Source organism: Mesorhizobium sp. B1-1-5, assembly GCF_006443065.1.
Lineage (GTDB): Bacteria > Pseudomonadota > Alphaproteobacteria > Rhizobiales > Rhizobiaceae > Mesorhizobium.
In genome coordinates this window covers 17,511-39,216 of sequence record NZ_VFWS01000031.1, presented here as the reverse complement: position 1 = coordinate 39,216, position 21,706 = coordinate 17,511, and the positions used below count along the sequence as shown (strand labels likewise).

At 64.3% G+C, this 21,706-nt stretch carries 19 protein-coding genes; 7 read left to right on the top strand and 12 right to left on the bottom strand.

Annotation, left to right across the window (positions count from 1 at the left end; all coding sequences use genetic code 11):
• Window positions 1-114: 114 nt before the first annotated feature.
• Window positions 115-1,077 (bottom strand): sugar-binding protein, encoded by a 963-nt coding sequence (locus FJ980_RS13120; protein ID WP_140543292.1) that lies wholly within the window; start codon window positions 1,075-1,077, stop codon window positions 115-117.
• A gap of 612 nt (window positions 1,078-1,689) precedes the next feature.
• On the opposite strand from FJ980_RS13120, the gene FJ980_RS13115 reads away from it, so the two are divergent.
• Both FJ980_RS13115 and FJ980_RS13110 read left to right on the top strand, forming a co-directional pair.
• The gene (locus FJ980_RS13115) at window positions 1,690-2,805 is read left to right on the top strand and encodes a LacI family DNA-binding transcriptional regulator (protein ID WP_181181188.1); all 1,116 of its coding nucleotides are present in this window, start codon (window positions 1,690-1,692) and stop codon (window positions 2,803-2,805) included.
• Between the two features lie 63 nt (window positions 2,806-2,868).
• Window positions 2,869-3,945 carry a nitronate monooxygenase gene (locus tag FJ980_RS13110; protein WP_140543291.1) on the top strand — a complete coding sequence of 359 codons (1,077 nt, stop codon included), beginning with the start codon at window positions 2,869-2,871 and terminating at the stop codon, window positions 3,943-3,945.
• 69 nt (window positions 3,946-4,014) lie between these two features.
• Here the strand turns inward: FJ980_RS13110 and FJ980_RS13105 are convergent, their stop codons facing one another.
• The gene (locus FJ980_RS13105; protein WP_140543290.1) at window positions 4,015-5,418 is read right to left on the bottom strand and encodes an FAD-dependent oxidoreductase; all 1,404 of its coding nucleotides are present in this window, start codon (window positions 5,416-5,418) and stop codon (window positions 4,015-4,017) included.
• 178 nt (window positions 5,419-5,596) lie between these two features.
• Here FJ980_RS13105 and FJ980_RS13100 point away from each other — a divergent pair, with 178 nt between their 5' ends.
• Entirely contained in the window at window positions 5,597-6,394 is a 798-nt protein-coding gene (locus FJ980_RS13100; RefSeq protein ID WP_140543289.1) for a class I SAM-dependent methyltransferase, read from the top strand.
• Window positions 6,395-6,414: 20 nt separating this feature from the next.
• Here the strand turns inward: FJ980_RS13100 and FJ980_RS13095 are convergent, their stop codons facing one another.
• The gene (locus FJ980_RS13095; RefSeq protein WP_140543288.1) at window positions 6,415-7,119 is read right to left on the bottom strand and encodes a YafY family protein; all 705 of its coding nucleotides are present in this window, start codon (window positions 7,117-7,119) and stop codon (window positions 6,415-6,417) included.
• A gap of 125 nt (window positions 7,120-7,244) precedes the next feature.
• Between FJ980_RS13095 and FJ980_RS13090 the strand changes: the two genes are divergently transcribed.
• Window positions 7,245-7,880 carry a LysE family translocator gene (locus FJ980_RS13090; RefSeq protein WP_140543287.1) on the top strand — a complete coding sequence of 212 codons (636 nt, stop codon included), beginning with the start codon at window positions 7,245-7,247 and terminating at the stop codon, window positions 7,878-7,880.
• A 22-nt stretch (window positions 7,881-7,902) separates the two neighbouring features.
• Here FJ980_RS13090 and FJ980_RS13085 read toward each other — a convergent pair whose 3' ends face one another.
• The 7 genes from FJ980_RS13085 to FJ980_RS13055 form a co-directional block, all read right to left on the bottom strand.
• Window positions 7,903-8,994 carry a 3-deoxy-7-phosphoheptulonate synthase gene (locus FJ980_RS13085; RefSeq protein WP_140543286.1) on the bottom strand — a complete coding sequence of 364 codons (1,092 nt, stop codon included), beginning with the start codon at window positions 8,992-8,994 and terminating at the stop codon, window positions 7,903-7,905.
• A 468-nt stretch (window positions 8,995-9,462) separates the two neighbouring features.
• The gene (locus FJ980_RS13080) at window positions 9,463-10,257 is read right to left on the bottom strand and encodes an SDR family oxidoreductase (RefSeq protein ID WP_140543285.1); all 795 of its coding nucleotides are present in this window, start codon (window positions 10,255-10,257) and stop codon (window positions 9,463-9,465) included.
• A 349-nt stretch (window positions 10,258-10,606) separates the two neighbouring features.
• Window positions 10,607-11,599 (bottom strand): inositol 2-dehydrogenase, encoded by a 993-nt coding sequence (gene iolG / locus FJ980_RS13075; protein ID WP_140543284.1) that lies wholly within the window; start codon window positions 11,597-11,599, stop codon window positions 10,607-10,609.
• A 91-nt stretch (window positions 11,600-11,690) separates the two neighbouring features.
• Window positions 11,691-12,461 (bottom strand): ATP-binding cassette domain-containing protein, encoded by a 771-nt coding sequence (locus FJ980_RS13070; protein ID WP_140543283.1) that lies wholly within the window; start codon window positions 12,459-12,461, stop codon window positions 11,691-11,693.
• Window positions 12,462-12,463: 2 nt separating this feature from the next.
• Entirely contained in the window at window positions 12,464-13,540 is a 1,077-nt protein-coding gene (locus FJ980_RS13065) for an ABC transporter permease (protein WP_095768206.1), read from the bottom strand.
• A gap of 181 nt (window positions 13,541-13,721) precedes the next feature.
• A complete protein-coding gene (locus FJ980_RS13060) occupies window positions 13,722-14,663 on the bottom strand; it encodes a sugar ABC transporter substrate-binding protein (RefSeq protein WP_140543282.1) in 942 nt (313 codons plus the stop codon).
• 500 nt (window positions 14,664-15,163) lie between these two features.
• Window positions 15,164-16,195: a LacI family DNA-binding transcriptional regulator gene (locus FJ980_RS13055; RefSeq protein WP_140543281.1), complete on the bottom strand. Its 1,032-nt coding sequence runs from the start codon at window positions 16,193-16,195 to the stop codon at window positions 15,164-15,166.
• A gap of 173 nt (window positions 16,196-16,368) precedes the next feature.
• Here FJ980_RS13055 and FJ980_RS13050 point away from each other — a divergent pair, with 173 nt between their 5' ends.
• From FJ980_RS13050 to FJ980_RS13040, 3 genes are read left to right on the top strand one after another with little or no spacing between them, the layout of a single operon-like run.
• Window positions 16,369-17,475, top strand: coding sequence for a fatty acid desaturase family protein (locus FJ980_RS13050; protein WP_181181187.1), 1,107 nt, complete (start codon window positions 16,369-16,371; stop codon window positions 17,473-17,475).
• 42 nt (window positions 17,476-17,517) lie between these two features.
• A complete protein-coding gene (locus tag FJ980_RS13045; protein WP_140543280.1) occupies window positions 17,518-17,832 on the top strand; it encodes a MocE family 2Fe-2S type ferredoxin in 315 nt (104 codons plus the stop codon).
• A gap of 5 nt (window positions 17,833-17,837) precedes the next feature.
• On the top strand, window positions 17,838-19,067 hold the full coding sequence (locus FJ980_RS13040; RefSeq protein WP_140543279.1) for an FAD-dependent oxidoreductase: 1,230 nt from the start codon (window positions 17,838-17,840) through the stop codon (window positions 19,065-19,067).
• Between the two features lie 9 nt (window positions 19,068-19,076).
• Here FJ980_RS13040 and FJ980_RS13035 read toward each other — a convergent pair whose 3' ends face one another.
• Both FJ980_RS13035 and hslU read right to left on the bottom strand, forming a co-directional pair.
• A complete protein-coding gene (locus FJ980_RS13035) occupies window positions 19,077-20,036 on the bottom strand; it encodes a DUF1402 family protein (protein WP_140543278.1) in 960 nt (319 codons plus the stop codon).
• Window positions 20,037-20,393: 357 nt separating this feature from the next.
• A complete protein-coding gene (gene hslU / locus FJ980_RS13030; RefSeq protein WP_140543277.1) occupies window positions 20,394-21,704 on the bottom strand; it encodes an ATP-dependent protease ATPase subunit HslU in 1,311 nt (436 codons plus the stop codon).
• Window positions 21,705-21,706 lie beyond the last annotated feature (2 nt).

Sequence of the window (21,706 nt, the reverse complement as noted above, 5' to 3'; positions counted from 1 at the left end):
TAGTTTACCGCACGGGCAACAGCCGGTGGCCCACAGACTGACGGGCCTTGGCAGGTCCGTCAATACGAACGCCGGCTCAAGGCGGACCCTTGAGCCGGCGCATCTGTTTTGGACCTACTTGCCCTGCATCGCCTTGAGATTGGCGGCGTAGGCGTCGACGTCATCCTTGCCGATGATCTTGGTCGGGATGATGATCAGATTGCCGTCCGGGATGCCTGACTTGTCACCCTTGAGGTAGGCGGCCATCAGCTTCATGCCCTGATAAGCCCACTCGAACGGCTGCTGCACCACGGTCGCGGCGACGGTGCCTTCCTTGACGCCACCCAGCGTGATCGGATCGTCGTCGAAGCCGACGACGGTGATCTGGCCGAGCTTGCCGGCGTCGCGCAGCGCTTCATAGATGCGCGGCGTGTTGTAGGAGTAGAAGCCGACCATGCAGGTGATGTCGGGGCTGGCGACCAGCGCGTCCTCGACATTCTTCTTGGCGCGGGCCTGATCGATGTCGTCGCCGCGCACATCGACGAGCTCGATCTTGCTGCCGGCGAGCCCGTCCTTCATGCCCTGGATGCGCTCCTTGGCGTTGTCGGCGCCGAGCAGGCCGACGAAGCCCAGGCACTTGCCGCCGTCGGGCATCGCCTTCTTGGCGATCTCGGCCGCCTGCTTGCCGGCATCGACATTGGACGAGCCGATATAGGCGACGCGCTTGGTCTGCGGGGCATCCGAGTCGGTGGTGAACAGCGCGGTTTCCGACGCGATCTTGTTCAGTCCGTCGGTCGAGGTCTTGGGATCGACGGCCGAGACCATGATGCCCTTGACGCCTGCCGTCACCAGATCGTCCATCAGCCGCTGCTGGATGGCGACCGACGACTGTTCCGGATATTTGAGCTCGAGATTGTAGTCGGGCAGTTCGCCCTGCGCCTTCTTCACGCCGGCTTCCGCCGCCTTCCAGAAGTCTGACGCACCGTTGACGACGAAGGCCAGCGTCGGCTTGTCGTCGGCGCGCACACTGGCGCTTACCGACAGGCCTAAAGCCAAGGCCGCCGCGGCGACGGATGCGTTGCGTATCATGGATTTCATAGTTCAACCTCCCTTGTAGAACTCTTCGCTGATGTCTCGGCTGCGGCGCGGATAACCCTCCTCCTCAAGGGTGTGGCGCAAAGGTCCGCCGACTTAAGAACGGTTCCGATCCGGCCGCGGTCGAGACACTAGACACTCATGTGGCATTCGTAAATAGTCCGATTTGTCTGACATTTTCGTGAGGATGGACACGAGCCCAAACCGGCGATCCCGCCGGGTTTCGAGCGAGCATCCTTCGCACTTTGCCGGCACCGAGCGGAAGCCCGGACGGTTTCGACGAGTTGACAGTAGAACGCTTACAGCTATTAGTAAAGAGTATTAGTTTTAGACCGAGGCGCGCGCTTTCGAAGCGGAGGAGACGCTGGTCGAAAGATGCGCCGGGAATGAGGAGTGCACGTGCGGCAAAAGCCTGCTACCGCACGGAAACCCATGGGAATTGTCAGCGCTGCTGACCTTGTCGCATTGATTTCGTCGCGATGCGGCGCGGCCGGCGATTTGTATGTCGCGCTTGATAATACTTATTATCAATGGTGCGTTTCATATGAGCGTGCCGACCATCTTGCCGTTGCAATCGGCCTTTGCTTTAGAGCCGGCCGGGTTTGGGAACCGACCATGAGTGAACCGACGGAACTGCGCGATCCTCCCGGGGCTTCCAGGCGCCGCAAGCCGGCCGCCAAGCCCAAAGGACGCGTCACCATGACCGACATCGCACGCGCCGCCGGCTGCTCGCAGGCGACGGTCTCGTTCGTGCTCAACAATTCCCCGGGCATCAGGCTGTCGCAACAGACACGCGACCGGGTGATCGAGGCGGCCCGAGCGCTGGGCTATTCGCCGCCGGTCTTTTCCGCGCTGCGGCCGCCGGTGACGCCGTTCGAAGGCCTGGATGGCATCATCGGCTTCGCGGTCGACCAGCTCGCCACCAGCCCCGAGGCGGTGGTCGCCATCGAGGGCGCGCGGCAGGCCTCGTGGAACGCCGGCAACGTGCTTCTGGTGGCGCAGACCATGGGCGACGCGGTGATGGAGCCGCGCGCCATCCAGGCGCTGACGGGGCGCGGCATCACGGCCTTGATCTACATGACCATCTTCACCCGCGAGATCGCCGCGCCGGATTTCCTCTACAGCCTCGAGATGCCGGTCATCCTGCTCAACTGCTACACCGCCGATTATGCCTTCCCGGCCGTGGTTCCCTCCGAGATCGCCGGCGGCCAGAGCGCGACAAGACACCTGATCGGCCATGGCCATCGCCGCATCGCCACCATCACCGGCGAGCCGTGGATGCAGGCCGCTCAAGATCGGCTGAAGGGCTACCGCCGCGCTCTAGCCACCGCCGACATCCCGTTCGACCCGGAACTGGTGGTCGAGGGCGACTGGTCGGCCAGTGCCGGCTATGCCGCGACGGTCAAGCTGCTCGGGCTCAAGGAGCGACCGACCGCCATCTTCTGCCAGAACGACCGCACTGCGATCGGCTGCTACGAAGCGCTGAAGGAAGCCGGCCTGCATATCCCGCAGGACATCTCCGTGGTCGGCTATGACGATGAGGAGATCGCCCGCCATCTCTTCCCGCCGCTGACGACCTCCATCCTGCCGCATCTGGCGATGGGCCAATGGGCGATCGAGCAGCTCGAAACACCGCCGACGCCCGGCCGCGGACGCTATCCGATCACCAAGCTGGAGTGCCCGCTGGTGGAGCGGGAGAGCGTGGGGAGCGTACCCGCACAATTCCGGTGACCCGGCCCCGAGACCGGCTTATGATGGGTGGGCGTGTGTTCCTTCCCAACAGGAAAAACGCTCATGTGGCCGAACCGCCGTTTATGCGATCTCTTGAAGATCGAGCATCCGATCATCCAGGCGCCGATGGCGGGCTCTGCGACGCCGGAACTCGCCGCCGCAGTGAGCAATGCCGGCGGGCTGGGGTCGCTCGGATGCGCATCGATGCTGCCGGATGGCCTGCGCAATGTTGCGCGCCAGATGCGCGCCTTGACCGGGCGTTCCTTCAACCTCAACTTCTTTGTTTTTCCCAGGCCCGACACCGGCGACGCCGTGCTGACCCAGGTCATCGACAGGTTGCGGCCCTACTACGAGGAGATGTCGCTCGGCGAACCCTCGCGGAGGCTTCCGCCGATCGGACCGGGTTTCGATGAAGAAAAGCTTGAACTGCTGCTCGAGGTCCGGCCGCCGGTCGTGAGTTTTCATTTCGGCATTCCGGATGCGGCTGCCGTCGGCAGGCTGAAGCAAGCCGGAATCGCAATCATCGGCACCGCGACCAATGTCGCCGAGGCGCGCAAGCTCGCCGACGGCGGAGCCGACGCGGTCATCGCCCAGGGCTGGGAGGCGGGAGGTCACCGCGGTTCGCATGCTCCCAATGGTCCTGGCGACGGCGTTGGAACGATGGCACTGGTTCCCCAGGTCGTCGATGCCGTCGAACTCCCGGTCATTGCCGCGGGAGGCATCGCCGACGGCCGCGGCATAGCGGCCGCTTTCGCGCTTGGCGCCAGCGGCGTGCAGATCGGCACCGGCTTCCTGTCCTGCGACGAAGCCGGCACGGACGCACCGCGCCGCGCCCTGATCCGCACGGCGACCGACATGGACACGATGGTCACCGATGCCTTCACCGGCCGCGCGGCGCGGGCCAGACGCACCCGCTACGCCCTGGAAATGGAGGAGAGCAGGGTGCCGCTTCCGGACTTCCCGCAAATGGTCGCGCTCAGCGCCCCGCTCGGCGGCGACAAGGATTTCGCCTTCCATCTCTATGGGCAAGCGGCGGCGCTGAACAGGGAGCTTCCGGCCGACCAACTGGTGCGAACGCTCGTGGCCGAAACGGGCGAAGTGTTCGACGTTCTCTCGACCGGCAAAACGACGCCTGCGTGAGCGAAGTCTCCGTCATCGCGGTCCCGACGAGCTTTTAACCCCGAGCGTCGAGGCCGGATTGCGAAAAGATCAGCCGGCAAGCAGGGATGCCATACGGTCGCGATCGATGATGTTGGGATTCGGCGGCAAGGGGCGACCGTCCAGTTCGGCCAGTTTTGCCGCGATATGCGGTCTGGCGACGACATCCTGCGGCAGCGAAACGCACATGGCGATCTCGATCACGCCGCGAAACACGTCGGCATCCTCGCTTGCGGCGGCGAAAAGCCGGGCCATGACCGGATTGGGCGGCGGAACAGGAAGGCCGTCCGCCAGGGCGTCCATCTCCGCGATCCGGGCACGGTCGGCGGCGATCTGGTTGCGATAGAACGGCCCGACCTGGCGTTCGGTCTCGGCATCGTATTCCCGCGAGAATTCGGCAGGGTCGCCGATGTGCCGGCGAGCGACATTCCTGAGCACCTGCGCGTGCAGAAGGCCGACGCTCAACCCCCGCCCGGCGGACGGATTGGTGCAAGCCCAGGCGTCGGCCACAGCCGCAAACCCGGTGACGACAGGCTGGTGTTCGACGACAAACCGCCGGTAGCGGTCGAGAACGCCTGCCATCAGCAGGACATGCGTGATCGGCTCGCCGTCAAGCCAATGGGCCTGCATCGGACATGCCATGACGACACGGTGAAACGTGGCGGTGTCGCGCAAAACGCGCATGGCCTTGTTTCTCGCGGAGGTGAACAGGGTTACCGACCAGGTGTCGTTGTCGCCATCTAGGGTGAGAATCGAGAACAGGCCCATCGGCGTGAGCAGGCGGCCCTTTCGGCGCGGCCGCTGCTTGCCCGTGAAATAGCGGGTGAAATAGACGAAATTGCTGTCCTCGGCTTCCTCGCTGGGACTGCGGCCTCCCGCCGCAACGATCCATTCGCAGGCAGGGCTTCGCCTCCCCATCGCATCGATCACCAAATCGGCGCGAATCTCTTCGCCGGACGTCGTTCGAACGCCCGCAATATGCGGCACGCCGGGAATGGCTGAGGCTCCCGTGATCAACTCGCGAACCTTGATCCCCCGCCGGACGGTCACATTGGGCGCAGCTTGCGCCATCTCGGCCGTGGCCCACTCGATCACCGGCCGCCGGCCGGTGACGAAGCGCATGGCTTCGTCGCCCGGGCGGGGCGCCCTGTCCGTTATCGTCGGGGGCAACGATCGAGGGTCGAAGAAATCCATCCAGACGCAGCCGGCGCGCAGCAAAATATCCGTCAGCCCCGGCAATTCTTGATCGGCGACCATCCGGAAACGCGAGCTGAGGTTATGGGGCTGCCTGAACTGCGCAACGCCGGGGCGCTCCCAGTCCCACCCTTGACTGGAACTCGAAGGCCGGTCCGCCGGATCGGCCTCGAGGACCGTCACGTCATGACCGTCGCGGCCAAGCATGGCCGCCGCGCACAACCCGATTACGCCTCCACCGCAAATCAGGATCTTGCTCACCCCGTCCCCCAATATCCGCGAGGGTTCGGCGCCATATTAGCTTCTGTGCACAGTCCCGGCAATGTGCTGGGCCGCCGGGGCCTACCGCTTGTGTGCGGTCACGGAACGATCCGCTGCTTTGGCTGCTTGGCATGGCTTCCGTGGACGTCTAGGCTGACTTCAGCGAAGGGAGGGCGGGATGACATCAAGCTTCACCGTTCACGCGGCGTCAGGCTATGAGCAACTGATGGGGCGCTGGAGTCGCAGGCTCGCGCCCAAGTTCATCGACTTCGCCGGTCTGGCCGGCGGCGAAAAAGTCCTCGACGTGGGTTGCGGCACCGGCAGCCTCACCTTCGAGCTGGCGAAGTCAGGCGATCTCGCCGAGATCCAGGCCATCGACTTCTCGCCGATCTTCGTCGCGGCGGCGAAGGAGAGGAACACCGATCCGCGCGTCACCATCCAGCAGGCGGACGCCACCGCGCTGCCGTTCGCCGACAATGCGTTCGACCGCGCGCTGGCGCTGCTGGTGCTGCACTTCGTGCCGGAGGCCGCCAAGGCGGTGGCCGAGATGCGCCGCGTGACGCGACCGGGCGGCGTGGTCGCGGCCGTGGTCTGGGACCATTATGGCGGCATGGCCGGCATGCGCATGATGATCGACACAGTTGCTGCGCTCAGCGAAAGCGGGCGTCAGATGCGCAGCCGCTATTGCTTCCAACCGATGGTGCAGCCGGGCGAGATGAAGCGGACCTTTGTCGAGCAAGGCCTGGCCGATGTCACGGAGGCCGAGCTGATGATCCGCATGGATTACGCGGATTTCGACGACTTCTGGGCGCCGATCGGCGCCGGCGAAGGCCCGCTCGGCAGATACATGACACTGGATGCGGCCGAGCGGGAGCGTGTCGAGGCCGCCGTCCGCGATGCCTATCAAGCCGGCCGGCCCGATGGCCCGCGATCCTTCGCCAATGTCGCCTGGGCCTGCCGCGGCATCGTTCCCTGAGATCCAAGGCCGGCAACTGGTCAGTTGCCGGCCGCCACCGGGGCATTGATCTCCCAGCCGTCGACCCACACCTGCCGCAGCCGGTCGCCTTCGCCCTTGAACCATTGGCCGGCCGCCCGGCAATCCTCGATGCGGTCGCTGCGGAAATTGCGGATGGCCTGGCGCAACTCGCACCAGGCGACGATATTGGCGGTTTCGGCATAGTAGATCAGGGCGACCGGGCGGATGATGCGGCCGGTCGGCCGCCCCGCCTCGTCGCGATAGGAGAGGTCGAGTTTCTCCTCGTCGCGGATGGCGCGGCGGACCAAAGCGAGGTCGACGGCGGAAGCGGAGGGTGCGGCAAAGCCCCAGGCATGGAGGGCGTTGGCGTCGAGCGTTTGCCGTAAAGGCGGCGGCACGGCGCCGGCGATCTTGGCGCCGACGCGCTTGGCGGCCTGCTTGAGCTCGTCGTCGCCCGTGCGCTCCAGCAGGGCCAGCGACAGCACGATCGCTTCCATCTCCTCGATCGAAAACATCAGCGGTGGCAGGTCGAAGCCTGGGCGCAAGATGTAGCCGATGCCGCGCCCGCCCTCGATCGGCACGCGCATGGCCTGCAGTGCCGCGATGTCGCGATAGACCGAGCGTGCGGTCACTTCCAGCCGCTCGGCGATCGTGGCCGCCGTCACCGGCTTCTTGGCCAACCGCAGGATCTGGATAATCTCGAACAGGCGCGAGGCCTTGCGCATTTTCTCACCCGGCTGGAATGCAACTGACACACCCCCGTCAGTTGGAATGCCCTATAGGGCCGCCTACCCGCTTGAAAAGCAACAGGTTCCTTATCGGCCGGCGATCGAAGCGACCGGCAACTGACATGAGCTATGGCGAAAACCTCTGGCTGTTCTTCGTGCTTCTGTTCGGCATCATCGCCGTTCCGGGCATGGACATGCTGTTCGTGCTGGCCAATGCGCTGGCCGGCGGCAGCAACCGGGGCCTGGCCGCGACTGCCGGCATCATGCTGGGCGGCGCCGTGCATACGCTGAACGGTGCGATCGGCGTCGGGCTGCTCATGCATTTCGTGCCGATCCTGTTTACGCCGCTGCTGATCGCCGGCGCCGCCTACATGGCCTATATCGGCATTTCGCTGATGCGCAGCTCGATCACCGTCGGCGACAACGCACCATCGGGGAGCCGCTCGGCCTGGAAGGCGTTTCGCCAGGGCCTGGTCACCTGCCTGATCAATCCGAAGGCCTATCTCTTCATCCTTGCCGTCTATCCGCAATTCCTGAAGCCGGCTTACGGCCCGATCTGGCTGCAGGCGACAATCATGGGATTGCTGACGGTCGCCACGCAGGCCGCGATCTATGGCGGGCTCGCCGTCACCGCCGGCCGCAGCCGGCGCCTCCTGGTCGACAATCCGCAAGCGACTATATTTGCAGGCCGCGCAGCGGGGCTGCTGCTGTTTGCCGTTTCGATATTCACGGCCTGGGAAGGGTTGAGGGCGGCGTGATCGCCGCCCTCTCCATTTTCGCTCAAGCCGCACCCTGCCGGCTGGCAAGCATCTCGCGCTTCACCGACCGGCGCCATTCGACGGCGCCGGCGAGGCCGTGCAGGACCGTCTCGGTGGTCGCCCAGTCGATGCAGCCGTCGGTGATGCTCTGGCCGTAGACGAGCGGCTTGCCGGGCACGACGTCCTGGCGGCCGGCGACGAGATTGCTCTCGATCATGACGCCGATGATGCGCTCGTCGCCCGCGGCAACCTGGCCCGCCACGTCATGCGCGACCTTCGGCTGGTTCTCCGGCTTCTTGGCGCTGTTGGCGTGGCTGACGTCGATCATCAGCCGCGGCGCGACGCCGATGCGGCCGAGCTCGGCCGCGGCGGCCTCGACGCTTGCGGCATCATAGTTCGGCGCGATGCCACCGCGCAGGATGACATGGCAATCCTCGTTTCCGGTCGTTGCCGCGATGGCGCTGCGTCCGCCCTTGGTCACCGCCATGAAATGATGCGGCTGGGCGGCGGACTTCACCGCTTCGCCGGCGATCCTGAGATTGCCGTCGGTGCCGTTCTTGAAGCCGACCGGGCAGGACAGGCCCGAGGCCAGCTCGCGATGGATCTGGCTTTCGGCGGTGCGCGCGCCGATCGCGCCCCAGGCGACGAGGTCGGCGATGTATTGCGGGATGGTCATGTCGAGGAACTCGGTCGCCGCCGGCAGGCCGAGATTGTTGACGGCCGACAGAACGTTGCGCGCCATGCGCAGCCCCTTTTCGATGTTGAAGCTGCCGTCGAGGTCCGGGTCATTGATCAGGCCCTTCCAGCCGACCGTGGTGCGCGGCTTTTCAAAATAGACGCGCATGACGATCTCGAGCCGGTCGGCCAGGGCCTCGCGCAGCGCCGCCAGACGGCTGGCATAGTCAACGGCCGCGACCGGATCGTGGATGGAACATGGGCCGACGATGACAAGCAGTCGATCGTCGGCCCCCGAAAGGATGGAATGGATGGCGTTGCGCGAGGCGGCGACGGTACGCGTCGCGGTGAGCGAGCGCGGTATCTCGCGCATCACCTCGTCCGGCGCGCTCAGGGCCCTGATTTCGGTGACCCGAAGGTCGTCTGTGGTGGTCAACACGGCTTTCTGCTCCTGGTTTAGGAGACCTGCCGGCTGAAACAAAAAAGCCGCCAGGTCTGGCGGCTTGTCGGATTTTTGATCTGGAGTTTTCAGATCGAGCGCAATCCTCCCGCCGCCAGCGAGCTACCGTAGCTAAAGTACCAAGACGAGGCGGTCAGGTGGATCATACGGCTCATATAGTCGAAGCGTTGGGGTTTGTCACGTGCCTGATGGGGCTGGCGATTTCGGGGTGGGGCCGAACCTTCGCGATTTCGTCATTCCAGGGCGAAGCAGGAGCGAAGCTCCGTCGCGAAGACCCTGGAATCCATGCCGTTACCTTGGCCGAAGAGCGCGGCGATGCATAATTCTGGACCGCAGCAACGCTCTGCAGTCGCGGCATGGATCCTCGAGTCTACGCCGCGTCGCTTCGCTCCTTGCTCCGCCCGTGGATGACGAAGTAACTTGCGTCGCCGCCAGACTCCCCTGTGACTACTCGCCGACCACCCCGGCGATGTTCTGATCATAGTCGACCAGTGAGCCGGTCATGACGCCGGCCTGCGGGCTCAGCATGTAGGTGATCAGCCGGGCAAGCTGAGCCGGCTTGACCAGCTGGCCCATGGGCTGCGCGGCCTCGGCCTTCTCCAGCCAGTCGTCCGGCGCGCCATGCCATTTCTTCTGCACGATCGCCTCGCCCTCGGTGTCCATCCAGCCGGGCAGCACGGCGTTGCAGCGGATGCGGTTCTTCCGATAGGAGCTGGCGACGTTCTTGGTCAGCGTCATCAGCGCGCCCTTGCTGGTCGAATACGGCGTGAGGAAGGACTGGCCGGCATGCGCCGACATCGACAGCACGTTGACGATCGAGCCCGGAGCCTTGCGCTCCAGGAGATGCGCGACAAGACCCTGCATCAGGAAGAAGGGTCCGCGCACGTTGGTGTCGAAGATCTGGTCGAAGAGTTCTTCCGAGGTCTCCACCAACGACCCCCGCGCGGACGTGGCGGCGGCGTTGACCAGCGCGTTCAGCGTTCCGAAGTGCTTGATCGCGGTCTCGACAGCGTGCTTGCAGTCGGCGACCTTGGCGACGTCGGCGCTGATGAAGATGGCGTCGACGCCGTTCTTCTTAAGCGCCGCGACCGCCCTGTCGCCCTTTTCCTGCGAGCGGCCGATCAGCGCCAGTGCGCGGCAGCCCTCGTCGGCCAAGGCTTCCGCAACCGCGAAGCCGATGCCCTGCGCGCCGCCGGTGACGATGGCGCGCGTTTGTGAATTGCGACCGGCCAAACCGTTCATCGCTGTGCTCCTGTGTTTTTGACTACCAATGGACTTCGAGGTTCATTGAGGTTCCGATCGTTTCTCGGTGCCTCGCCCCATCCTCTACGTCGTCATCCTAGGGCGAAGCAGGAGCGAAGCTCCGTCGCGAAGACCCTAGGATCCATTCCGTGACGCCAGTCGAAGAACGCAGCGGAGCAGAATTTTGCACCGTTAGCATCGCTCAGATGTAACGGCATGGATCCTATGGTCTGCGCCGCGTCGCTTCGCTCCTTGCTTCGCCATAGAATGACGACGTGAGGGATGCTCCGGCTAATCACTAGACCCCGCAGTCCGACAACCTGACCGTCCTCAAACGCTCGCCCGTGATTTAATCGACGCGGATGGTCTTGCCTGTCTTGGCCGACTGCAAGGCCGCGTCGGCCAGTTTCAGCGCGATCAGCCCATCCTTGCCGCTCGGCGCTGCTTTCTTGCCCGACGTCGCCGCCGTGATGAAAGCCGCGATCTCGTTGGCATAAGCGTCGAGATAGCGGGTCATGAAGAAGTCGTGCAGCGGCGGGCGGGTGTAGCCCTTGTCGTTGGCGAGCTCGATCGACACCGGGCGCTGGTTCTCGGCAGCGACCATGCCCTTGGAGCCATGCACCTCGATGCGCTGGTCATAGCCATAGGTGGCGCGGCGCGAATTGGAGATGACGGCCTGCTTGCCGGAGGCGGTTTCGAGGATGACGCTGACCGAGTCGAAATCGCCGGCTTCGCCGATTTTCTTGTCGACCAGCACCGAGGCATGGGCGCTGACGGCCACCGGCTCCTCGCCGAGCAGGAAGCGCGCCATGTCGAAATCATGGATGGTCATGTCGCGAAAAATGCCGCCGGAGCGGGCGATGTAGTCGAGCGGCGGGGCGCCTGGATCGCGCGAGGTGATGGTGACCATCTCGACCGTGCCGATGGCGCCGTCGTCGATCGCCTTGCGGACGGCAGCGAAATGCGGGTCGAAGCGGCGGTTGAAGCCGACCATCAGCGTGGCCTTGGTCTTCTCGACAACGGCCAGGCATTTTTCGACCCGCTCAACGGAGAGATCGATCGGCTTCTCGCAGAAGATCGCCTTGCCGGCCTTGGCGAAGCGCTCGATCAGATCGGCATGGGTGTCGGTCGGCGTGCAGATGATGACGGCGTCGATGTCCTTGGCCTGCTCGATGGCATCGATCGTGCGCACTTCGGCGCCGTAGGCGGAGGCGAGCTCAGTCGCCGCTTTCTCGAAGGCATCCGCCACGGCAACCAGTTTTGCCTGCGGATTTGAGCCGACGGCGCGGGCATGCACCTTGCCGATACGACCGGCGCCGAGAAGAGCGAAGCGGAGAGTCATGGAAGATCCTTTGAGGTGATTCAGAAAGCTGTCCGCGCCGGCCGGCGCGGATGATTGATTGATCCCGTCGCAGCGCCCGTTGCGGCGTCCGTCAGGCGGCCTGCAGTTCCGCCTGTCCGGTCTTGGCGCCGGTGATGTAGGCGACGATGTCGTTGCCGTCGGTGTCCTGCTTGCGCAGGTTGGCGACGATCTTGCCGCGGCGGAAGACGACGATGCGGTCGACCAGATCGAACACCTGGCGCATGTTGTGGCTGACCAGGATCAGCGGCTCGCCGTTTTCCTTCAGCGTACGGATGATGTTTTCGACCTGCGCGGTTTCCTGCACGCCGAGGGCTGCCGTCGGCTCGTCCATGATGATCAGCTTGGAGGCGAAGGTCGCGGTCCGGGCGATCGCGACGCATTGGCGCTGGCCGCCGGACATATGGCGGATGGTGCTGGAGAGATTGGGGATCTTCACCGCCGTGCGGATCAGCGCCGCCTCGGTCGCCTTGCGCATCGCCTTGCGGTCGAGGATCGAGAACGGCCCGAGGTTGAAGAGCACCTTCTCACGCCCAAGGAACAGGTTCGACGGCACGTCGAGATCGTCGGCCAGCGCAAGGTTCTGGAACACGGTCTCGATGCCCGCCTCGCGTGCCTCGATCGGGCCGGCGAAGTTCACTTCCTTGCCGTCGAACCAGATCTTGCCGTCGGTGCGCTGCTCGACGCCGGTGATCTGGCGCACGAAGGTCGACTTGCCGGCGCCGTTGTCGCCCATGATGGCGACATGCTCGCCCTTGCGCAGTTCGAAATTCGCCTCCTGCAAGGCGTGCACGCCGCCATAATGCTTGGTGAGGTTTTCGGTCTTCAAAACGATGTCGGACATGGTCAAGCTCCTATCGCGCGGCGGCGCTGGCGCCATTGATCGAGAACGACCGCGCCGACAATGATCACGCCCTTGACCATCTCCTGATAGTAGGCGTCGAGGCGCAGGAAGGTGAAGCCGGAAATGATGACGCCGAAGATCAGCGAGCCGATCACGGTGCCGATGATGGAGCCGCGGCCGCCCGACAGCGAAACGCCGCCGATGACCGCCATGGCGATGGCGTCGAGCTCGTACATGACGCCCATGCCGGCCTGGGCGGTAAGGTTCTTGGAGCAGAGCACCACGGCGGCGAGCGAGGCGAGGATGCCGGCGATGGCGTAGACCAGCACCTTGTGGTTGGCGATCTTGATGCCCGACATGCGCGCGGCATCCTCGTTGGAGCCGATGGCGTAGCAATGCTTGCCGTATTTCGTATAGCTCAGGATAAGCTGGAACAGGAGCGCCAGCGAGATGAAGATGACGACAGGCATCAGGCCCTTGCCGATGGCCGCGAAACTGTCGGTCGGGAACGAGATCGGCTGCCCCTTCGACCACCATTTGGCAATGCCGCGCGCGGTGACCATCATGCCGAGCGTGGCGATGAAAGGCGGAATGCGGGTATAGGCGATCAACAGGCCGTTGATCAGGCCGGCGATCAGTCCGCAGCCGATCGCGACCAGCACCGGCACGATAACCGGCAGGTCGGTCCAGCCATAATCGATGAACATCGCCTTGGGATTGGGATTGCCGTTGACGGTCGCAACCTGCGCGAAGCTCATGGCGATCATGGCGGTGGCGCCGACGATCGAGCCCGAGGACAGATCAATGCCGCCGCAGATGATGACCTGGGTGACGCCGATGGCGATGATGCCGACGATCGAGACCTGCAGGATGATGATCTGCAGGCGCTGCTCGTTGAAGAGGCCCGACACATTCTCGCGCGTGTTGAACAGGAAGCTGTCGCCGAGGAAAACGCGGCCGATCAGCTCGAAGGCGACGACGAGTATGACCAGCGCCAGGAACACGTTGAACTCGGCCGGCCATGGGCGCTTCTTGGCGTCATAGCTCAACCCGCCAATGCCATGCGATGTCTGTGACACGTCTTCTTCCTCCGAATGACCGCGCCCCGTTCTCCCGCCCGATCGGGCGGGAGAGGAACAGAGCGGCGCCGCTTCGCCAGCAGCCGATTTCAGCCAGTCCGATGCGTCGCGGCACCACTCCGCGGTTTGTCTTCACGCAATTCCGTACCGAAAACCGTTCCTGGAATTGCGCCGGCGCGCCTCAGTTCTTCTTCAAGAACTTGTCGATGTTCGCCGGAGTGACGAGCTGGAACGGGATATAGACCTTGTGTTCCACCTTTTCGCCCTTGGCGAGCTTCAGCGCCGCGTCGAGCGCGCCGGCGCCCTGGCCGGCAGCGTCCTGGAAGACCGTCACGTCGAGATCGCCTGCCTGCATCGCGGCCAAAGCGTCCTGCGTGGCGTCGACGCCGCCGACGACCACCGACTTCATGTCGATGTTGGCGGCCTTCATCGCCTGGATGGCGCCGATGGCGCTTTCGTCGTTGTTGGCGATGACGCCGTCGAACGCCTTGCCCGACGACAGCCAGTTGGTCATCAGGTTCTGCGCCTGGTCACGATCCCAGTTCGAGGTCTGCTTGTCGATGATCTTGATGAAGCTGCAGTCCGGCGTGGCGATGACTTCCTCGATGTCCTTGGTGCGCTGCACCGCGGCCTGGTTCGAGAGCTCGCCCATGATCACGTAGACATTGGCTTCCTTCTTGCCGGCTTCCTTGAACAGGCGGCAGGCTTCCTTGGTCTCGAGCGTGCCGGATTCCGCCTCGTTCGACGCGACGAAAGCCTGGTTGTCCGGCAGCTGGTCGACATTGACCGGCTGGCGATTGACATAGACCAGCGGGATCTTGGCCGCGGCGGCCGCGTCCGACATTGCCTGGGTGGCCGAGGTGTCGACCGGATTGACGATGATGGCGTCGACGCCCGAGGCGGCGAAGTTCTTGATCTGGTCGAGCTGCTTGGCCACGTCGTTCTGCGCATCCTCGACCTGCAATTCGACACCGCTCATGCCCTTGGCCTGCGCGATCATGCCGTTGCGCAGCACGGTCAGGAAGTTGTCGTCGAACTTGGCCATCGAAACGCCGATCTTGGCGGCGAAGGCGGATGAGCACATCAGCGCCGAAAGCGCGACGCCCAAAAGCAGTTTCTTCATTTTATTCTCCTCCACTTGGTGTCCGGCTGCACCCATTTGAACCGGAATCCCCGGTTTGCCCGGGGAATCTCTCCCTGCGACCATGCGGCGTCCCAATCCGACTGGAACGCCTCTTCCTCCGTTCGTGCAGACGCTCCCGGAACGAAAGAACCAAAAAGCCTAGTTAGTGAAATATTTATTCCATTTCGTTTTGGAAACGTCAAGGGCGATTCCGACGAGATTGGCCGGTTTTTCGGTCCCGATCGCCGTGACGAAGGCCATGATCGTCGAAACCTGAGTCCGAATCGGAGCAAATCGCCATGAAAGAATCCATCAGCTTGATGGATTCTTTCACATCGATCCCATCGCAAACGCCGGGAATTGGTTGAAGCCGGCCCAACCTCGTCATTCTATGGCGGAGCAAGGAGCGAAGCGACGCGATGGGCGTTTCGGCCAATCTCCAACGCGTGCCACCTGCCAACGCAAACGGGCGGCCGATCAAAATCCCTGCGCTGGAGCTTCTAGATGTTTTCCGGCAGATAGATATCGAAGGGCAGGAAGGTCTGCCCCGGCGCATTGGCGGCGCCGCTTTCGATGGCATGGGCCATAAGCCCCACGAGCTCCCGGCAGAGCGCGGCGAGCGGCGTCGAGATCACCATGGTAAGGATGTTGTCGGCAAGTGCTGCGCGCGAGGCAGCGTTGATCTCGTTGCAGATGACGACCGGCATATCCGCCGGGTTCGCCGTTCTCAGCGCCGAGACGGCGCCTTCCATGCCGCCGCCGGCGACATAGCAACCGGCAAGATCGGGATGGCGCGCCAGAAGATCGAGCATGGCGTCATGCGTCACGTCATTCGCCTCGAGGTTGACCAGCGTCTCCATCACGGTGAAATCCGGCGCGTGCTCGCGGAAATAGGAGCGGAAGCCGATCTCGCGCAGCTCGTGGCCATGGAAGCGGTGGCTGCCGACGAAGAGCGCCACCTTGCCTGGCTTCCTGGCGGCCTTGGCGATCATCCATGCGGCGCTGCGTCCGACCTTGCGGTTGTCGAGGCCAACATAGCCCTCGCGGATTCCGGCGGCAAAATCGGACAGCAGCGAGAAGACCGGCTGCCCCCTCGCCTTCAGCGCCTCCACCACCGCCGTCAGCGTCGGGTGATCTGGGCCGACGACGGCGATGGCTCTCGACTTGGCCGCCAGCCTGCGCATCTGGCCCGCAATCTCATCGGGCGCCAGCGACGTAGCGAAGTCGATCGCGGCAGTGCCGCGGAAACGTTGCGACTGCGAAACCGCCAGCTCGAGCTCCCTGGCAAAATCGCCATAGAAGACGTCATTGCCCCTCAGCAGCAGGAAGCCGAGCCGGTATTCCGGCAATTCCTGGCGCATGCGCTGCTTGATCAGCCCCGCCGCGTGGTAGCCGATCTCGGTGGCGGCCTCGTAGACCCGGCGCGCCGTCTCCTCGCGCACCGGCAGGCGGCTGTTCAGCACCCTGTCGACGGTGGCGACACTGACGCCCGAGACGCGCGCGAGATCGCTAATGGTCGGCCGCTTTGCCATGAATGCTCCATTGCTTGTCCGACTCAGCATATCTCACTCTGATAGGAAATGATAGAAACTATCTTCCTGATGTTGAGACTATCATGGGCCGGCGGTATGGTGAAGTGGAAGCCGGCCATGAACGAGCCCAGACCTGCTAAAACCGTTCGCCGGGCGCTGTTGGAGGAACCTCAATGACGGCCATGACGTCTTCGTCGGCGTCGCCACGCGACTACAGCCTGACCGGCCGCGACGCCAAGCTCGCGGTCGAGAACGGGCTAGCGGCGGCCGAGTGGTACCATACCGAGATCCCGCGCAAGCAGATGAAGGAGCTGATGCAGCGCTCCGACCAGCCGGCGATCCGCGACACCATCATCTGGCTCGGCGCGCTGATACTCAGCGGCGCGGGCGGCGCCTGGTTCTGGGGTAGCTGGTGGTGCGTGCCGTTCTTCTTCGTCTATGGCACGCTCTATGGCTCCTCGACCGATTCCCGCTGGCACGAATGCGGCCATGGCACGGCCTTCCGCACCCAGTGGATGAACGACGCCGTCTACCAGCTCGCCTGCTTCATGATCATGCGCAATCCGGTGACATGGCGCTGGAGCCACACACGCCACCACACCGACACGATCATCGTCGGCCGCGATCCCGAGATCGCCGTCATGCGGCCGCCGGATCTGCTGCGCGTCGTGTTGAACTTCTTCGGCATTCTCGACGCCTGGCATGCCATGACCGACATGGTGCGCAACGCTGCCGGCGTCATCAGCGCGGCGGAAAAGACTTTCATCCCGGAACAGGAGCAGCCGAAGGCCATCCGCGTCGCCCGCCTATGGCTCGCTATCTACATCGCCACGATCGCCTTGGCTCTCTACCTGCATTCCTGGCTGCCGCTGATGCTGATCGGCCTGCCCCGCCTCTACGGCGCCTGGCATCACGTCATGACCGGACTGCTGCAGCATGGCGGGCTGGCCGAGAACGTCATCGATCACCGGCTGAACAGCCGCACCGTCTACATGAACCCGGTCAGCCGCTTCATCTACTGGAACATGAACTACCATGTGGAGCATCACATGTTCCCGATGGTGCCCTATCACGCGCTGCCGAAGCTGCATGAGATGATCAAACATGACCTGCCGGCGCCGACGCCGTCGATCCTGGCCGGCTATCGCGAGATGATCCCGGCCTTCCTGCGCCAGCTGCGCAACGAGGATTACTTCCTCAAGCGCGCGCTGCCGCCGACGGCGAAGCCCTACCGGGAAGAGCTGCACAACGACAATCCGGTGGCGGCCGCGGCCGAATGATCTGCCGAAGAGCTTAACCAACCGATTTTCGCGGAGGACGAGATGAGCGACTGGGTCGAGGCCTGCGCGGCCGGGGACATTGATGAGGAGGACGTGATGCGGTTCGACCATGCCGGCCGCACCTTCGCCATCTACCGCAGCCCCGACGACGAGTATTTCGCGACCGACGGGCTGTGCACGCATGAAAAGGTGCATTTGGCCGACGGGCTGGTGATGGACGACATCATCGAATGCCCGAAGCACAATGGCCGCTTCAACTACAAGACCGGCGATGCAAGAGGCGCGCCGGTCTGCGTCAGCCTCAGGACCTATCCGGTCAAGGTCGACGCCGGCAAAGTTCTTGTTCAGGTCGGGTGACGCTGATGACGGGAGGAATGGTGGTCATCGGAGCCGGCGAATGCGGCGGGCGCGCCGCGCTCGCTTTGCGCGATCTCGGCTTCGAAGGGCCGGTGACTCTGGTCGGCGACGAGCCGCATCTGCCTTATGAACGGCCGCCGCTGTCGAAGGAAGCGATGACCGGCGAGGCGCCGGCGATCAAGGCGATCGCCACCGACGCGCTGTTCGCCGAGCGCGCGATCCGCCATATACACTCCGTCCGGGCCGTCGCGATCGATCGTGCCGCGCATGTCGTGCAACTGTCGGACGGATCCTCCCTGCCATATGAAAAGCTTTTGCTGGCGACCGGATCCGTGCCGCGCAAGCTGCCGATGCCGGGTCTCGGCGGCCGTTGCGTCTATCTCAGGACGTTCAACGACGCTTTGGCCATTCGCGCTCATCTCAGCGCCGGCAACCGCGTCGCCATCATCGGCGGCGGCTTCATCGGCCTCGAGCTTGCCGCCGCGGCGCGCAAGCTAGGCGCCGCCGTCACCGTCATCGAGGCGCAACCGCGCATCCTGATGCGCGGCGTGCCGGCCGAGATCGCCGAGATCATCCACAAGGCGCATCAGGCCGAGGGCGTTACGATCCGCACCGGCCAGGGGATCGCGGCGATTGACGACGACGGCGCGGAGGTCGGCATCACGCTGGCCGACGGGCAGAGGGTCGTCGCCGATCTCGCGGTGATCGGCATCGGCGCCGTGCCGGTGACCGCGCTTGCCGCCGAGGCGGGGCTGGCCATCGACAACGGCATCGCGGTCGACGAGCAATTGCGCACCGCCGATCCGGACATCTTCGCCGCCGGCGATTGCTGCTCGTTCCCGCTCGCCGTCTATGGCGGCCGGCGCGTGCGCCTCGAAGCCTGGCGCAACGCGCAGGAACAGGGCGCCTTAGCCGCGAAGAACATGCTTGGCGGCGGCGAGGCGCATGCCGCCGTGCCGTGGTTCTGGTCGGATCAGTATGGGCTGACCCTGCAGATCTCCGGGTTGTCCGACGAAGGCAAGAGTATCGTGCGGCGCGACCTCGACGACGGCGCCTTCATCCTGTTCCATTTGGCCGAGGACGGCAGGCTGGTGGCCGCCAGCGGCATCGGCCCCGGCAATGCGGTGGCGCGCGACATCCGGCTGGCGGAAATGCTGATCGCCAGGCGGGCGAGCCCGGCGCCGGAAGCGCTCGGCTCGCAAGCGGTCAAGCTGAAGTCGCTGCTGGCAGCGTGACAGACCCGCCTAAAACAGTGCCTTCAGCTCATCCAGCTTGTCGTTGACCAACCAGCCGTAATAATTTTCTTCGGGCAGCTTTTCCGGCTCGCCGGCGGCGCGGCGCTTTTCGTTCTCGGCCTTCAGAGCGTAAGCGCGCTCTTCGGGGTTGCCGACATTGTAGAGCGTGGCGGTGAGGCCCGGATTTTTCGAGATGTCGAAGCCGGCGATGCCGCGGTAGGCGTCAATCGACTTCTTGATGGTCGCGGCGACGTAGGGCAGCGTCAGGTCGGGGTCCATGATGGTCTTGTAGACCGCGTTGGGATCGCCGACGTCGAGCCTGGGCAGGCCCGAGACCTTGTGCACGAGGTCGCTCATCTGCAACGCGGTCAGCGGGTTCAGCTGGCCGAGGCCGAAGGTCTGGCCGGCATAATAGGGCTGGAAGAAGGTGGCGCCGAAACGGTCGTTGGGGAAGTCCTCGCCGCCGACGCTCTTGCCGCGGAAGGCGCGGTTCCACACCTGCTCGCGGCATTCCCAAAGGTCGTAGCTGTCGTCCATGCCGGCGCATTTCTCGAATTCCGGCCGCTGGATGAAATCCGAGACGTCCTCGCCGTGATAGGCGAAGGAGAGCTTGCTCGACAGATAGGAGATCGCCTTGACGTAGTAGGTCTGCAGGCGGTCGTAAGCGTCGACATTGTAGGTATGCTCGCCGACGATAGCGCCGACGATATGCATGGAATCGATGCCGTAGGCCGCTGCCGCCTTCCTGATCTTGCCGCGCAGCTCGGCATCGTTCTGCAAGAGCGCGTAGACCTTGCGGTACTTGGCCTGGAAGGTGGTGTTGGTGGCCTGGGTGCGCCGGCTGGAGGCGCCTGGAATATCCGGCTGCACGCTGTTGCGGTTGCCTGGGGGCACGATGGTCGCGGCATCGGCGGTTGCCACCGCCGCCGCCAGGGCCATGCCGAGAAAAAGCAGGATAAGATTCTTCATACGCCGCCGCCTTCGAATGCGCGGCAAACTAGGTAAAGCGCTTGGCAGAGTCGAGAGAAGGCTTCGAGCTGCCAGCAAAAATGGTGGCCAGATGCTTCCATTTGGCCACACTTTGGATTGGAAGGGCGTTTTCAGGCGGGCCGGAAGCCGGGGCACCGGAGGGCCGTTTCGGGTCGGCTACGAGAGCCCCGCCCAAACTAGTGGCGTGGCGGCGCCTCCAAGTCACGGAATGGATTCTATGGTCTGCGCCGCGTCGCTTCGCTCCTTGCTTCGCCATAGAATGACGACGTTGGGGGCGGCTTCAGCAACTCCCGGCGTTTGCGCTGATTTCACTCCCTGAGTCGGGGAACTAGGAACTCAGAGGATAAACCGCGACAGGTCGGTGTTTCTGGACAGGTCGCCGACATGCTTCTCGACATAGGCGGCGTCGATGGTGACGGCCGTGCCGTTGCGGTCGGGTGCGTCGTAGGAAATCTCGTCCAGCACGCGCTCCATCACCGTCTGCAGGCGCCGAGCGCCGATATTCTCGACGCTGGCGTTGAGGTCGACGGCGATGCCGGCAAGCGAATCGATGGCGTCATCGGTGAAGGTCAGCTCGACGCCTTCGGTCTTCATCAGCGCGATATACTGCTTGATGAGGCTAGCCTCGGTCTCGGTGAGGATGCGGATGAAATCCGCCTTCTCCAGCGCGCGCAGCTCGACACGGATCGGCAGGCGGCCCTGCAACTCCGGCAGCAGGTCGGACGGCTTGGAGACGTGGAAGGCGCCCGACGCGATGAACAATATATGGTCGGTCTTGATCGGCCCATATTTGGTCGCGACCGTGGTGCCTTCGACCAGCGGCAGCAGGTCGCGCTGCACGCCTTCGCGCGACGGGCCGCCCGAAATGTCGCTCCTGGCGGCGATCTTGTCGATCTCGTCGAGGAAGACGATGCCGTCATTCTCGGCCGATTCCAGCGCCCTGCGCACCACCTCGTCCTGGTCGAGCAGCTTGTCGGACTCGTCGTTGACCAGCACCGCATAGGAATCGCGCACCGTGGTCTTGCGGGTCTTGGTCCTGCGGCCACCCATCGCCTTCGACAGCATGTCGTTGATGTTGAGCACGCCGACGCTGCCGCCCGGCATGCCGGGGATATCGAAACCGGGCATGCCGCCGGTGCCGGTGTCGGCCACCTCGATCTCGATCTCCTTATCGTCGAGCTCGCCGTCGCGCAGCTTCTTGCGGAAGGAGTCGCGGGTCGCCGGGCTCGCCGTCTTGCCGACGAGGGCTTCCAGCACGCGTTCCTCGGCGTTGATCTGGGCGCGCGCGGCGACATCCTCGCGCATCTTTTCACGCGCCAGGCCGATGGCGACCTCGACGAGGTCGCGCACGATCTGCTCGACATCGCGGCCGACATAGCCGACCTCGGTGAACTTGGTTGCCTCGACCTTGACGAAGGGGGCGCCGGCGAGCCGCGCCAGACGGCGCGAGATCTCGGTCTTGCCGACGCCGGTCGGGCCGATCATCAGGATGTTTTTCGGCATCACCTCTTCGCGCATCTGGCCTTCCAGCTGCTGGCGGCGCCAGCGGTTGCGCAAGGCAATGGCCACTGCGCGCTTGGCGTCCTTCTGGCCGATGATGAAGCGGTCGAGTTCCGAAACGATTTCGCGGGGAGAAAAGGTGCTCATAT